The organism is Draconibacterium sediminis, assembly GCF_000949475.1.
Classification (GTDB): Bacteria; Bacteroidota; Bacteroidia; order Bacteroidales; family Prolixibacteraceae; genus Draconibacterium; species Draconibacterium sediminis.
On record NZ_JRHC01000011.1, the window covers coordinates 1 to 15,849 of the forward strand.

Annotated in this window: 10 protein-coding genes; 4 read left to right on the forward strand and 6 right to left on the reverse strand. The window is 41.8% G+C overall.

The genetic code is table 11. The features are described 5' to 3' along the window. Positions 1-2,594 (reverse strand): tetratricopeptide repeat protein (locus LH29_RS23120; RefSeq protein ID WP_045033783.1); only part of this gene is annotated, 2,594 nt, incomplete at its 3' end. Between the two features lie 183 nt (positions 2,595-2,777). Between LH29_RS23120 and nhaC the strand changes: the two genes are divergently transcribed. Then, positions 2,778-4,241, forward strand: a complete 1,464-nt coding sequence (gene nhaC, locus LH29_RS23125; protein ID WP_045033785.1) for a Na+/H+ antiporter NhaC — start codon at positions 2,778-2,780, stop codon at positions 4,239-4,241. Between the two features lie 82 nt (positions 4,242-4,323). On the opposite strand, the gene LH29_RS23130 is transcribed toward nhaC, so the two are convergent. The 5 genes from LH29_RS23130 to LH29_RS23150 all read right to left on the reverse strand — a co-directional run bounded on the left by LH29_RS23130 (position 4,324) and on the right by LH29_RS23150 (position 12,598). Continuing rightward, complete coding sequence (locus LH29_RS23130; protein ID WP_045033787.1) at positions 4,324-5,730, reverse strand: Gfo/Idh/MocA family oxidoreductase; 1,407 nt, start codon at positions 5,728-5,730, stop codon at positions 4,324-4,326. 131 nt (positions 5,731-5,861) lie between these two features. Beyond that, a complete protein-coding gene (locus LH29_RS23135; RefSeq protein ID WP_045033789.1) occupies positions 5,862-7,538 on the reverse strand; it encodes a RagB/SusD family nutrient uptake outer membrane protein in 1,677 nt (558 codons plus the stop codon). A gap of 18 nt (positions 7,539-7,556) precedes the next feature. Further along, entirely contained in the window at positions 7,557-10,739 is a 3,183-nt protein-coding gene (locus tag LH29_RS23140; RefSeq protein WP_045033847.1) for a SusC/RagA family TonB-linked outer membrane protein, read from the reverse strand. Positions 10,740-10,970: 231 nt separating this feature from the next. Beyond that, on the reverse strand, positions 10,971-11,966 hold the full coding sequence (locus LH29_RS23145) for a FecR family protein (RefSeq protein ID WP_045033793.1): 996 nt from the start codon (positions 11,964-11,966) through the stop codon (positions 10,971-10,973). A 44-nt stretch (positions 11,967-12,010) separates the two neighbouring features. Next, entirely contained in the window at positions 12,011-12,598 is a 588-nt protein-coding gene (locus tag LH29_RS23150; protein ID WP_052671202.1) for an RNA polymerase sigma-70 factor, read from the reverse strand. A gap of 306 nt (positions 12,599-12,904) precedes the next feature. Here LH29_RS23150 and LH29_RS23155 point away from each other — a divergent pair, with 306 nt between their 5' ends. The 3 genes from LH29_RS23155 (at position 12,905) to LH29_RS23165 (ending at position 15,786) form a co-directional block, all read left to right on the forward strand. Beyond that, positions 12,905-13,729: a 2-oxo acid dehydrogenase subunit E2 gene (locus tag LH29_RS23155; RefSeq protein WP_045033794.1), complete on the forward strand. Its 825-nt coding sequence runs from the start codon at positions 12,905-12,907 to the stop codon at positions 13,727-13,729. A gap of 171 nt (positions 13,730-13,900) precedes the next feature. Beyond that, a complete protein-coding gene (locus LH29_RS23160) occupies positions 13,901-14,929 on the forward strand; it encodes a LacI family DNA-binding transcriptional regulator (protein WP_262485573.1) in 1,029 nt (342 codons plus the stop codon). A 5-nt stretch (positions 14,930-14,934) separates the two neighbouring features. Then, complete coding sequence (locus LH29_RS23165; RefSeq protein ID WP_045033797.1) at positions 14,935-15,786, forward strand: SDR family oxidoreductase; 852 nt, start codon at positions 14,935-14,937, stop codon at positions 15,784-15,786. Positions 15,787-15,849: the final 63 nt, after the last annotated feature.

A 15,849-nucleotide genomic window follows, 5' to 3' on the forward strand; every position in this document is an offset into this window, starting at 1 on the left:
GCAACGGCATCTTCATAGGCCTTTTGTGCTGCTGAAAGTTGTGCCAGTACATTTCCTATTTCATCGATGCGTTGTTGTGCGTAAGCTTCTTCGGGTTTAACATCCAGTGCTGCACGGTATTCGTTGCGTGATTCTTCATAATTCCTAGCCGTAAACAGTTCGTCAGCACGGGCAATGGCATCGTTGTAGTTTTTATCTTTTTCGGCCTGGATAGCTGCCAAACGCGCTGCTTCAGCTTCGGCCTCTTCTTTTGCAATACGTTCCCTTGTGCTTACAATCGAATCGATTTTGGCCAGCTGTTCATCCGGGTAAGTTTCATCGGCTTTTGCCTGTTTGGCAGTATTATAAGCTGCAATGGCCGCCTCCCAGCTTTCGCCACGGAATTCGCGGTCGGCTTCGGCAACGGCATCTTCGTATGCTTTTTGCGCTGCGGAAAGTTGTGACAGGACGTTTCCAATCTCATCGATACGCTGTTGTGCGTAAGTCTCTTCCGGTTTAATATCCAGTGCCGCACGGTATTCATTGCGCGATTGTTCGTAATTCTCAGCAGTAAACAGTTCATCAGCACGGGCAATGGCATCGTTGTAGTTTTTATCCTTCTCGGCCTGGATAGCTGCCAAACGGGCCGCTTCGGCTTCAGCTGCCGCTTGAGCAAGACGTTGCTGTTCGGCAATCAAACCATCAATTTTATCCATCATCTCAGGAGGATAAGTTTCTTCCGGTTTAAGCTGAGCAGCTTCTGCAAATGTTGATTTCGCATCGGTGTATTCTTCCCGTCCGAACAAACGATCGCCCTCTGCAATCAAATCTTTGTATTGTCTGTCCAAACGCGCTACATCTGCTAATGTAGAAGCAATTTCATCCAGTTTATCCTTGGGGTACTGCTCGCGAGGTTTTATTTGCAAAGCCTCGGTGTATTTGCTTCTGGCATCCTCGTAATTTTTCAGCGCCAGCATATTGTCGGCCTGCTCAATTACCTGTGCATACTGCTCGTCAACTCCCTGCTGAGCTATAAGCTGTGCAATTTCAGCTATTCGCTCCTGCACATGTTTGTCGCCGGCTTTTAATTCATTTGCCTTCTCGTAAAGCGATTTGGCGGTAGCATAACTTTGTGCATCAAACTGTTTATCGGCCTGACTTACAAACTCATTAAAGCTGTTTAGTGCATACAGAATCTCGCTGATCTCCTCTACCCGCTTTTTTGTTCTTGGCTCATCAGGAACCAATTCCAGTGCCTGCTCGTAGTTCGACAAAGCCTCGGGGTAATCTTCCTTTTTGTACGCTTTATCGGCGGCTGCAATAAATTTATCAAATTCCATCCTGTCGAGGATGCGTTTCATTTCCTTTCTAGAGTCCTCAATGCGGCGTGTAGCCTTTATGTCGCCGGGTTTATACGACAATGCATTCTCGAACGAAGTAAGTGCCCGATCGAAAAACTGCTTGGAAAACATACGTTCCCCTTCCGACATGGCATCGTCATAACTTTTCTGGTCTTCCTGATTTTTGAGCTGTTCAGCAAGCAAACCATTTATTTCAGCAATTTTAGTTTTCGGGTATTGTTCGTTGGGCCTGATCTCCAGCGCCTGATTAAAAAGGCCAAGCGCTTCGTTAAACAACAGTTCGTCGATCGCCTGGTCGCCTTGCTCAATCAGGTTCTGATAGTTTCCGGCAAGTCGCTGTTGTTCCTGCATTTCAGCAAGCTTTTTCAACTGATCGTTAACATACTGATCAAACGGTTTTATGGACAACGCGCGGTTGTATGATTTTTTAGCTTCGGGCAATTGACGGTTGGCAAGGTGCAAATCGCCTTCGCGAACCAACTTATTGAAACGGGCCAACATTGCTGCATCCAACTCTTCGGCAGCCATTATTAATCCCAGCAGGTCGTTAATTTCGGCAATCCGGTCTTTTGGAAATTGCTCGCCGGGGAATATTTTACTGGCAGCTTTATAACCATCCAGAGCTTCCAGAAACTCTTCGTTGCTGTATTCCTGTCCGGCCTGCTCCAGCAATTCGTTATATTCTTTTCGAAGTTCCGCCAGTTCAGCACGGGTTAATCGCGCCATAAAATCGGCATTCTCATCAATCTGTTGCGCCTGTGCAATTGCCTGGTTAATCAGGCGTTCAATTTGCGCATCGTTATAATACAGCTCCTTTACAAAATTATCAACGCTTGGGCTGTAAAATATTTTCAGCACAGTGTTTTCTGCAAATGAGTTATCAATTCCGGGAATTTCAGTAAACAAATTAATATTTACCGGAAACGGTGGAAATTTAGGATCGGCATTCAAAACATCGCGCGGAACCGCTGTCTCAATCACAATTTTCTGGCTAAAATTTCCCTCGTTTTCAAAAACCAGTTCCCATTTGTGGTTCCAGTTCAGTTCTACATTGTATCTTCCATCGGCCCCGATACCGTAATTATCCAGTCGTCTCCCATCGCGATACATTTGTATAATCGCTCCTTCCGAAGATCCTTCCTGAACGGTAACCAAACCTTCAACAGCCAAACCGTTGGCACGTTGAGCCATGGTCTGGCCAACACAAAAAACAAAAATTAAAATGGTAATTATAGATGTAAACCCTTGCTTCATATCAATTTGTTAATTAACAAAGAACGAAAATAAAAACAAATAATTATACGCTAAATAAAATGTAGATTGTTTTTGTTTCGGGGCTTGATTTTTACAAAATGCACGAATTGAGCGCAATTTTATTACATTTTTCGACTATTATGTGTTATTTTGGCGCTTCATTTATATATCCGCTACTTTAACATGACAACAAAACGCGAAGCATCACTTTTTCTGGCATTGTTGCCCATTCTTATTTTAATTGGTCTGTTAACACTTAACGTATTACTTTTCGACGATACTTTATCCGGTGCCAACCAGGTTGCGCTGATGCTGGCAGCTGCTATTGCAGGCGTTGTTGCCCATCGTTTGGGATTTAGCTGGGACAGAATCAGCAGTAAAATCGTTTCGACAATCGGTTCGGCAATGCCCTCCATTTTAATTCTGCTGTTGATCGGTTCGCTGGCGGGAACATGGTTGATCAGCGGTGTTGTTCCGGCAATGATTTATTACGGATTAGATATCATCAGCCCGAAAATGTTTTTGTTTACTGCTGTTGTGGTGAGTGCGATTGTTAGTGTGGCCACGGGGAGTTCGTGGTCGACCATCGCAACAATCGGAATTGCGCTGCTTGGCATTGGAAAAGCCATCGGAATTGACGAAGCCGTAGTTGCCGGAGCCATAATCAGCGGTGCCTATTTTGGCGATAAAATGAGCCCCTTGAGTGACACCACAAACCTGGCACCTGCTATGGCCGGTACCGATTTGTTTACTCATATAAAATACATGACATTAACAACGGTACCAACGATGACAATCACCCTGATCATTTTCCTGATAATGGGTTTTAACTACGACTTTACAAATGCATCAATAAATGTGGAAGATGTAAAAGTGGCCATCGACGCTACTTTTAATACCAGCCCGCTATTATTTCTGGTACCGATAATTCTGATTACCGTAATTATATTAAAAGTACCGCCACTACCATCCTTATTAATCGGAACTTTATTGGGCGGTTTGTTTGCCATCATCTTTCAACCCGACATTATAAACACTGTTGCCGGCAACGTAAACAACTACGGAACCGCATCGTATTATTCGGTTATGCAGGCCATGTTTGGCGATGTTAGCCTTACAACGTCGAATGCCAATGTAAACGAATTGCTGAGTACTTCGGGGATGCGCGGAATGCTCGACACCGTTTGGCTGATACTTTCGGCTATGGTTTTTGGCGGCGTAATGGAATCGGCAGGTTTATTAAAACGGATTACACAACCCATTATAAAGTATGCAAAAAGCACCGGAAGTCTGGTGGCATCGACAGTTGGAACCTGTATCTTTTTTAACACCACAGCTTCCGATCAGTATATTGCACTGGTGGTACCCGGCCGGATGTACCGGAAAGCCTACGAAGACAAGGGCCTTAAGCCCGAAGTTTTGAGTAGAACACTGGAAGACAGCGGAACAATTACCTCAGTACTTATTCCGTGGAATACCTGTGGGGCAACACAATCACGTGTTTTAGGTGTTGACACCTGGTCGTACGCACCTTATGCCTTTTTCAATATCATCAGTCCGTTTATGACCATTCTTTTTGCTTACCTGAATATTAAAATCAGGCGTTTTGTAAAGGGCGAAAAACCTTCGGAGGTAAAAACAGATTAAAAACAAAATTACTTTTATAGAAGCAAAAAAAAACGCAGTGTACATATTCTACACTGCGTTTATTTTATGCTCACACTTAACTTTAAACTAATCGTTTCGCGCGCGGTTGCAAAGTGGTTAAACTTCCAACTTTTACGGGCATCCCCGACTCAATACTGTTTCGGGCAGCTGTACCAATCAGAACCGACATGGCTCCGTCGCGCGTGCCGGCCAGGTGCTGATACTCATCCTCGGCATCGGGTGTTCTGAAAATATGATCATGTAAACGTTCATCACCTCCGCCGTGTCCACCGCGGCTGTAACCCACGTTTATAATTTCCTGCTCGCCCCAAAGTTTATGCAGAATTATTGGCTTGTTAATCTGGTCCTGATCTCCACTCTGATCCATTTCGGCCCGGTGCATGTCTTCCTGCGAAATTTGCACATCTTCCAGGTAAGGAACATCCAAAAATGCTTCAATACGGCCCTCGGTACCGTTAAATGCAACGCGCCAGCCTTCCCATGGTGAGTAAGTTGTTAGCATGTAATTCAGGTACACATTATTGGCGTATTTTACATTCACGTTCATTTTATCGTAAATGTTTATCTCGGGCCTGAACAAACAATTGTCGCGAATGTAACCATCGTGTTGTTCGTGTTTAACATACAGGTTATAGTCTGTTTGGCTTTTGGTTATGTCCCAAAAGAAAGCACAACTATCTTTTTCATTGCACGAGCGGCAGTTTACGCCACTTTTATCGCGACGGTTGCCATAAAACTCCAGGTCGCCATTGGCATATACTTCATCCGGATCGGAGTCGATCCACCAGTTCAGCAGGTCGAAATGGTGTGTGGCTTTGTGAATCAGCAAGGTTCCGCTCCACTCGCGCTGGCCGTGCCAACGACGGAAATACGAAGCACCGTGACTGGTATTCAACATCCACGAAAAATCGACTGAAACCAGTTTGCCAATTGTATTATTCATCAGCAATTCCTTAATCTTGGTATTATAAGGACTCCAGCGATAATTGAATCCAACGATCACTTTACGTTTGTATCTTCGCTCGGCATCCAATATTTCCTGACACTTATCTTCGTCGGTGGTCATTGGTTTTTCAGTAAGCACATCTACCCCATTTTCCAAGGCTTTTATAATATACTGATGATGTGTGGCATCGGGCGTTGTAACAATGATTAAATCAGGTGATTGCTCTTCAATCATGTCATCAAACTCGGTGTAAGTTTTGCAATCCTTGCCTACTCCGATATAATCAGCGGCATATTTAACCCGGCCGGGATTAATATCTACCAGCGCCACAAATTCAAGGATATCGCCGTATTCGTCAACCAATCGTTTTCCCCAAAAACTGTTTCCACGGATTCCGGTGCCCACTAAAACCAGTTTAAGTTTTTCGCCTTCGGAAAGAACAGCAGCTTTTAAAGGATTGGAGACAACGGCACCTGCCGCAATGGTGCCAATAGTGGCCAGAAAGTTTCGTCTGTTTTGCATGTGTATAAGTTTAGAATAAATAGCATTTGATTTAGGCCAATAAACTTAAGATAAATTGGGTATTCTTCCAAAAAAAAGAGGCCACCCAAAGGCAGCCTCCCATTCATAAACTAATTACCAGACTATCAGGTTTAGTTATAACCCGGATTTTGTTCTAATGCGTTATTACCCGAAAGTGCATTCTGAGGCACGGGGAAACGACGTAAATGCTGCGAATCTGATGCTTCATGGTCCCACCATTCGTCATTTACAAATTTATTCCAGCGAATTAAATCTGTACGACGGCGGCCTTCGCCAAGAAATTCAACACCCCATTCGTCAAGCATTCTGTATTCATCCAAATTTGCTGCTGTAACAGGATTTGGATCATTTCCATCTTCAAAGTTACGTTCGCGAACGTCATTGATTAAATCAGCAGCTGCCTGCTTTTCTCCTGCACGGAGTTTGCATTCAGCCAGCATGTAATAAACTTCAGCCAAACGGATGATCACGTTGTCAGCCCCCCAGCGCAACGATTCATCGGCCAGGTTTGGCATTGGAGCTTTTACCAGACGAACTCCGGTATTCTCTTCACCGTCAGCCATAGTGGATGGCAAGGATGCGATATCAGGATATTCGTCGCCCACCTTTTTGAAAGTGGCCACCATATCAACAAACGAAATCACTTCATTTTTGTATTCCTGTGTTCCGTACGAAGTTCCGTATGGGCTGATTTGATCGCCAACAAGGAACATTCCTTCGTATTTACCTCCACCTTTATACAAATAAGGTTTTTTACGCAAATCGCCATCATCGAATTTTTCGTAAGGATTACCCAATTTGAATTCAGTATAAATTTCGCCGGTTGGCTTACGCGATGGTTGCAGGTGATGTCCGTTCCAGGCTCCGCCATCCAATCCAAAATATTTGTAAGTTTCGTAGTGGTAGAAACGGTTCCACATCCAATCGTACTGAAGTTTGTTAAACTCCGATGGAGCCGACCAAATTACCTCTGGCGATACATTGTTATAGAAGCCAAGAGGACCAAACCATGTTGGATCGAGCTCGTAATCGCCATAATCACCATCGATGATTCCCTGGCAAATTGTTGCGCACTCTGAAAAGCGGCTTTCGCCAATATACGATTCAGCATTAAAATACAACTGTGCCAACATAGCTGCCGCAGCCCCCTGACGAAGTGCACCTTCTTCTTTCTCGCCCGACACTTTTTTAGGCAATTTTGGAATTGCCGCCAAAAGTAAGGTTTCAATATGATCAAAAGTTTCCTTATCAGAACTTCTCGGAATATTTTCTCCTTCGTTTGAAGTAAAAATTGGAAGTCCACCAAAATAATCAAGGCCTCGTAAATAGAAATATGCGATAAGCGTTTGTAACTGCATCACGTGCGATGCTTTATCTTCCTCTGTTAAACCGACAGTGCTGTAGTCTAGTTTTTCAAGGTCTTGTTTCGAATCCAATGCAAGGGCAACCCCCATAAGTGTACCGCGCCAGGTTCCCCAAATCCAACCATCATTAACCGTCCATTCGTGGTAGTGATAGCGGTAGTTTTCACCTCCGTTATACCAGTGAGGACCTTTTGTTGTTATTGCAAACTGGTCAGCAGTCATTTCCTGTAGCTGCCATCTGTCTTCCTGAACATACCAGCGGGCATGAGTAAAAGAACGGTACAAAGCGGCTTTTACATCCTGCTCTGTTTTAAAGAATGTTTCCGGAACAACTGCCGAGTACCATACTTCTTCCAAATCGGTACAAGCAACACCGGAAAACAATAATATGATGAGTAGTAAACTATATGATTTAATTTTCATAACAATTTAATTTAAAGGTTAAAAAGTTAATTGAACTCCCAAAGTCCAGGTACGGGTACGTGGATAAATGTTATTATGCCACTCGAAACCAGGGTCCAAACCATTGATGTTCGACTCCGGATCCATTCCCGAATAAGACGTAATGGTAAACAGATCTCTACCGGTAACATACACATTGGCATTTTCCAACCAGTTGATGTTCCGTGTATTAAAACGATAACGCAGAGTTAAGGCTTTCAGTTTGATGAAATCACCATCTTCAATCCAGTAATCTGAAAGTTCTTTCTCCCCTGTAACATTTTTATTTTTCTCAAATGCATCAGCCAAAACGTTTTGTTCTTCAACATTTGGCAAGCCATAGTACATGTCAATTGTATTGTAAATATCATGTCCTAACCAACTGGTAAAGAAAGCTTCCAGTTCCCAGTTTTTAAAACCAACGGTGTTGTTCCATGACATTTGAACTTTAGGAATTGCATTTCCTACAAATGCTTTGTCGTCGTTTGTTTTTGTTTGCTGGGTAACATCAAAGGCATTTCCGTCTTTGTCGTACAACATCCAGTTTCCTTCATCAGTGAATCCGGCAAAACGCCATACGTAAAACTTACCAATGTCTTGTCCGGGGAACAAACGAACCGCATTACCCGGAGAGCCGGGAGCAGGAAATCCTACCCTATCCCAATAGGTTTGACTGCCCCAAAGCGACTCCAGGGTAGATTTATTGTGTGAAATACGGAATGTGGTTGAATAATCCCAGTTGGCAGAACTTACGGCATCATAATTAAGCTCCGCTTCCCAACCTTTGTTGCGTAAACTACCAACATTCATTGTTGTTTTGTCGTGCACTGCAGGTGGCACTGAAACAGAAATGTCGTAGATCATTTTATCCACCTTACGATCGTATAAATCGAACTTACCGGTTAATTTGTTATCAAAGAATCCGAAATCAACACCAACGTTGAATTCTTTTTTCTCCTCCCACTGCAGATTCTTATTTTGGTTGTGTGCCGATCCGTAGGTATATATCCATTCATCATCAACCAGCCACCAGGTATCAGAAGCATACATACGTGTTGCTGCGCCCGGCGAAAAACTTTGATTACCGGTAACACCATAACCTCCACGAATCTTTAAATCATTTACTACATCCAGATTCTCCATAAACGACTCATCGCTGATTCGCCATCCGGCAGATACTGCAGGGAAAAATCCCCACTGGTTATCAGTGAAAAATTTCGAAGAACCTTCATAACGTCCGCTAAGCGAAAGAATATATTTCTCGCGGAAGGTATAGTTGGCACGACCAAAGAATGCGATCAATCTCTCGCGAGGATCTTTCCACGATCCCATTCCGGCTTTACCTTCCGAAAGGAAAGTACCTTTACCCATATCCCAGGCTTCGATTCCGTCAACCGGGAAATCATAGTTTTCCATATTAAAACCATCGGCATTAAACTCCTGGAAACTATAACCTGCCACAGCGTTAATAGAATGATCTCCAAATGTATTAATGTATTTTACCAGCCATTCGAAGGTTTTGTCCATATTACGGCCGTATGCCTGACGCGCATGACCAGCCCGCGCGTTGTCCAGCGACTCTTTGTGTTGTGCTGAATAATATAAAATGTCACGGTATTCATTGGCGCGATGCGCAATCATTGCCTGGGTACTTAAATTATCAGTAAGATTGAGTTTTAAGGTTACGTCACCTAAGAAATTGGAAGAGTGTCCCTGGTCGGTGCGCAAATTAATATCAGCAACAGGGTTGTAGTATTCCCAACCACCGGTCCAAACATTATATCCATGAACTTGCGTATCGTCGTAAGCAGGCTGAGTAGGATTCAGCTTCAACGCCATATTAAAAATACCGTTGTGCGAACGATCGCTGTTTGTTTTGCGGTAATCAGCATGTGCAACAATTTCAGCAAAACCATCCATTAATGTGAAGTTGGCATTAATACGGCCACCCATTTCTTCTCTTTTATCACCAATGGCAATACCTTCCTGATCAGATGCTAAGAACGTGGCATAAATACGAGAAGTTTCAGAACCACCACTTAAGTTAATATGATGACGCTGGCTGAAAGGGTTGTCAACAGTAACTTCGTTGTACCAATCGGTAGAACTTCCGTAATCAGTTCCCAAATCGTTGGCAACAAATTCTTCGGCACTTAAAACTTCCGGTTTACGACGAATGGTTTCTGTAGTAAACTCCGATGTATAAGTCAGACGAATTTTTCCGGCTTTTGCCGATTTGGTAGTAATAAGAATTACACCACCAGCAGCACGCGTACCATAAATTGCTCCGGCCGATGCATCTTTTAACACATCGATCGACTCAATATCTTCGCGGCTTACCGAGTTTAAACTACCACCAGGAACACCGTCGATTACAATAAGTGGTCCCTGTCCGGCCAAAACCGATGCCACACCACGCAATTGCACTGATGTTGAAGCATTCGGGCTGGTTCCGTTAGTCGACTGAATACTTAAACCGGTAACTTTTCCCTGCATACCGATAAGTGGATTTCCTGATCCTCCCGGAATCAGATCTTTCGATTTTACAGTGGTAATTGAACTGGTTACTTCTTTTTTCTCCAAAGTACCATAACCTACTACAACTACTTCGCCAACGTCAATTGCATCGCTAAGCATAGTTACATTTACTTCGGTTTGACCCCCTACTTCAATTTCCTGGGTTTGCATTCCAACAAACGAGAACTGTAGTACGGCATCCGCAGGAACATTTCCTAAGGTATACTCTCCTTCCAGGTTAGTTACAGTTCCATTTGTAGTTCCTTTCACAACAATTGTTACACCGGGCAATGGTATTCCGTCGTTGTCGGTAATCACTCCCCGAACCGTTTTCTGCTGCGATTCCATATCGCTGCCATTTCCGGAGTTGTCCTTAGTTATAACAATGTCTTTATTAAGTACTCTGTACTTCAATCCGGTACCAATAAGAACATCTTCTAATACATGCTCAACAGTAGCTTTGGCATATACGGCATCAACCTTTTTATATCGGGGCAGATGCTCGTTTTTGTAAAAGATGTCAAATTCAGTTTGGTCTTGAATGGATTGAAAAACGTTCTCAAGACTTGCATCGTGTAACTCCATGTCAATCCGCACTGATTGCGAATAAACACTAGCCGATGCACTGACTAAACTTATTAAAATTAAAAAAAGGGATAGTTTCATAATAAGAAACAGTTTTCGCCCCTTCCTCCTTTCAAAAAGGAAGCGGTGGTTTAGTTTTTTTTTCATAGTTTCGCTACGATTTTAATTTATAAATCAAAAAATTTACATTAGTAATGTTAAACGGGAAGTATGTGGCGTATTTCCCGTTTTTTTTTTAGATGCATAGGTATTTCATTTCATAGGCAGAAGTTGTTTTAGTTAGCTAGTTTGTTAAATAAAATTTGTGAAATGTTATTTCAGCTTCACCGTAATATTGTCTTTATCAACTTGGTAGTTTATTGGCACTAACTCGTTGATTACTTCAAAGTGCTGTTCAATTGGTTTATGTTTTCTCAATACTCCTGAGATATATTCGTATTTAAATTCGTCTTTCGGGTAATCAATTTCTACATCCCACCAGCGCTCCATAATTTTAAAAACCTTGTCGACCGATTCGTTGCGGAATTCATAACGTCCTTCGCGCCAGGCAGTGTAAATATCAAAGTCTTTTTCCCCTATTACAACCTCGGCCGTTTCAGTGTAAAAAGTTGCCTGTTCTCCGGGATACAAATCTTTAAAGAAATTGCCCGAAATGATTTTAACTTTTCCTTCCACCAAGGTGGTCTCAATCATTTTATCTTCGGGATACTCGCAAATATTAAACTTGGTTCCGGTAACTTTTACGGTGTGATTGCCTGTTTTTACCAGGAACGGATTCTTCTCACTCGAAGTAACCTCAAAATATGCCTCACCACGTAAGCAGATCTCCCGATTCTTTTCAGTAAAATCTGATGGGAAAGAAAGCTGCGAGCCGGCATTCAGCCAAACATGTGTACCATCGGCTAAAAACACTTCCTTTATTTGTCCTTTTATCGCTTCAACAGTCCGCATCTCAACTTTGCGCGCTGATGCACTCTCCGAATAGATATAATGGCTCATCCAACCAACTCCTAAAGCCACTACAATAATTGCTGCTATTTTTATCAGCTCCTTAAAATATCCTTGTTTTACTTTCGAAATATTTATTCGTTTTTCCAATTCAAGCCATTCATTGTTTTCTAAAGCTTTTAACCTGTCCGAATCAATTTCTGCAGCATTCCAAATATCTTTTTCTTTGAACAGTTTCTTTCTGTTCTCCGGATTTTCATTCAGCCAATTCATCAATGTGGCTTTTTCTTCCTGGTCTGCATTTCCCTGAATAAAATGCAGAATAACCTGATCTATATTTTCAGTGTTTTTCTCGTTCATTTTTAATAAGAGTATTTAAGTACAAAATAACCCTACCTCAGTCGCTAAATATTTTTAAGAATTAACAGGAAATAGGATAAATTGAAGTCTTTAAATTCATCATGAAAGATTTTGAGGGCCTTTGAAATGTGCTTTTCAACCGTCTTTATTGACAGTTCGTACTTTTGAGCAATCTCTTTGTTCGACAAACCGTTAAAACGGCTATCGTGAAATATTTGAGCACATTTTGGAGGTAACTTTTCTAAAGTATTTTGAATGCGGTCTCTGATTTCAAACTCCAGAATACTTTTTTCAGAATGCAGAAAATAATTTATTTCTTCCTGTTTCAACTGAAATTCAATCTCACTCTGTTTTCCGGCCCTGAAACGTTCTTTCTCGAAATATTTGTAACAGCGATTTTTAACTATTGAAAACAGATAGGCCGACAAAGTGGTTTTTAATTCGATTTGCTTTCTGTTTTTCCAAAGCTCGTAAAAACAATCCTGCACAAAGTCCTTCGCAAGATCCTCTTCAACAAATTTACGGGCGAAAAGAAAAAGAGGTCGGTAATACTTTGAGAATAACTCACTGAAGGCAGAATAATCACCTTCTTTAATTTTCCTGAATAATATAGATTCAAGGTTGAGTTTCATTAACAGAAAGTAAATTAGTTTAGTTACAGTTTAGTTTAAGCACACAAAAGTATGCTTTTTATGTAATTGGCAAACTGTTTAAAGACATACCACCTGTTTTATTATTCTATGCTTAATGGAGAAATAAGACCGAGATACTTTAAAAGTATTAAAAACACACCAGGAAAGATTTTAGTGATTGCGCAGATAAAACATTAAACGCTGCACCTTTTTTTAGGGATTTCCATAGAAACGATTACATTTGCGCCCTAAAGCCGCAATTCTTCAATTTTTAAACAGGAAACGATTGACACTTAAAATCGTTATATGGAGCAAATTGATTATAATTCAGACTGGCGTAAAGTAGCGTCAACTATTTACAAAAAACCTACCGATTCCAAAATTTATGGTATGGTAGAGTTGGATGTTACTGATATTGAAAAATATATCGCCAAAAAGAGAAAAGAAGGCTTAAAAACCACACTTACTTATATTATCACACTTATTATTGGCAGGGCAATCAGAAACGAAGTGCCCGAATTGAACACCTTTGTTAAGGGCTCGAAAATTGCCCAGCGTAAACAGGTTGACGGTGTGGTAAGTGTTCTGCTGGCGGGTGGAGAAATGGGCTCGGTAAAAGTTGAAAATGCCGATCAGCGCACCATTCAGGAAGTTACCGACGAAATAGCCGAACATATCCGCCAGTCGCGAAAAGGTAACGAACGCGACGAAATGCAATCGAAAAATATGCTGGCGCGGGTTCCGTGGCCTTTCCGCAAGTGGTTGTTCCGTTTGTACCGGGTACTAACTATCGACTGGGGAATTTCGTTACCGGGAATCGGTCTTGATTCAAATAGTTTTGGATCGTACGTGGTCTCGAATATTGGCACTGTTGGTCTCGATACCGGTTATGGTTCGCTGCTACCATCGTCGAATGTGTCGCTGGTAATGATTCTCGGATCTGTTCAGAATAAACCGGCCGTAGTTAACGGGGAAATTGTTTCGCGCCGTATCATGCTGCTTTCTGCTACGCTCGATCATAGGGTGGTTGACGGATCGCACGGAGGACGCCTGTTCCGACACATAAAATACTTGTTAAAAAATCCACATCTGCTGGAAGAAAAGCCCGACGAAAACCTGGCTAAATTTTAAGAAGAATCCTTCTCTGAAATGTTGCTGAGCATTTTTGAAATTTTTTCCGTGTACGAACACGGGAATACTGATATTTTTGTTTAGATTTGAAAGCGAGTTACTAAACTAACAATTTTTAATCTTAAAATCAGAAAAGCTATCAAACTAAATAAACAAATACGAATTAAGGATATTGCCGAACAAGCAAAAGTTTCAATAGGTACTGTTGACAGGGTTTTACACAACCGCGGAGAGGTTGCTCCGGCAACAAAAAAGAAGATTCTTGAAATTGTAAAAGAATTGAATTACCAACCCAACATTTTGGCAAGTACGCTCGCCTCAAAAAAATCGGCCAGGTTTGCCACGCTGCTTCCTCAGCCTCCTGCTGGAGAAGGCTACTGGTCTAAACCAATAAAAGGTATAAAAAAACGTATTTCGGAGTTGCCGCAATACGGGCTACAAATTGAGTCGTTTACCTTTAACCAGGCCGATTCAAAAAGTTTTGTGGAAGAAGCCAATAAGGTGCTTGCCATAAAACCCGATGGCGTTGTACTGGCTCCCTTTTTCAAAAAAGAAGCTACTGCTTTTATCGAAAAACTAAAAGAGCTGGAAATTCCTTTTGTTTTTATCGATTCGAATATTAAAGACGTTGGCCAGCTAAGTTACATCGGCCAGAATTCATATCAAAGTGGGTTGGTGTCGGGAAAATTACTTGACCTGATGTTGAGCGACGGAAACATTCTTGTTATTCATTTTGCAAAAGAAATGGATAACCAGAACCACCTGGTACAGCGCGAAATGGGAATTCACGACTGGTTTAAGCAAAAAAAGGATAACAACCACGATTTATTCACCATCGAAATTCCGGATACCAATTCGGATAAGTGGATGCAAAAAGTGGAAAAAAATATTTCAGAGAAGAATATTAAAGGGATTCTGGTTACCAACTCGAAGGTATTTTATGTAGGACGTTTGCTTAAAAAGTTAAAAATCGATGACATTAAAGTCATCGGACACGACCTCTTAAAGGAAAATATTAAATACCTGAAAGAAGATCTGGTTCATTTTCTTATTTGTCAACGCCCCGAAGAACAGGGCTACAATTCGGTGAACAAACTATTCAGAAGCGTTGTGCAAAAGCGTGAAATTCAGGATGAAAGTTACACCCCAATTGATATTGTTACCAAAGAGAACGTTGATTACTACAAAGAATTTAAATAAACATTATGCAAGCACTATCATTTAACGATTTAAAAGACAAAGTATGCGTAATTACCGGTGGTGCAGGAGTTTTGGGTACCGCCATGGTAAAAGCTATCGCATCGGTTGGCACCAAAATCGCCATCGCCGATATTAATAAAGAAGTAGCCGATAAAGTTGCTGCGGAGATTGCGGCTGAATCTGGTGCTGAAGTGATTGGTGTTGCAGCCAATGTGCTTGATAAAGAATCGCTAGAGTTTGCCAAAGCCGAGATTAATAAACGACTGGGACCAATTGATATATTGATTAATGGTGCCGGAGGAAACAGTCCGCAGGCAACTACAAAAGTAGAAACCATAACCGAGGACAACATCGATAACCTTGAAGACACATTTTATGGTTTGCAAATGGAAGGTTTCGATAAAGTATTTGCGCTGAACTTTAAAGGCACTTTGCTGCCTACAATGGTATTTACACGCGACATGCTTGCCAATAGAAAAGGCGTTGTACTTAATGTTTCGTCGATGAACTCGTACAAACCATTAACCAAAATTCCGGCTTATTCGGCTGCAAAAGCATCGATCAATAATTTTACCGAGTGGTTGTCGGTGCATCTTGCAAAAGTTGGGATCCGGGTAAATGCTATTGCTCCCGGATTTTTTATCACGCACCAAAACCGCTTTTTGGTTATGGATGAAAAAACAGGCAACTACTCCCCTCGCGGGCAAAAAATTGTTGACAACACGCCAATGGGAAAATTTGGTGAACCTGAAGATTTACAGGGCGCAACACTTTTCCTGATTTCTGATGTTTCAAATTTTATTACCGGAATTGTAATCCCGGTTGACGGAGGATACAGCGCATTTGGTGGCGTTTAACGGAATTATTTGAGCGATCAGAAATTACTAAAAGCAGGTTAAATCAGCAACAAAACACCCCAC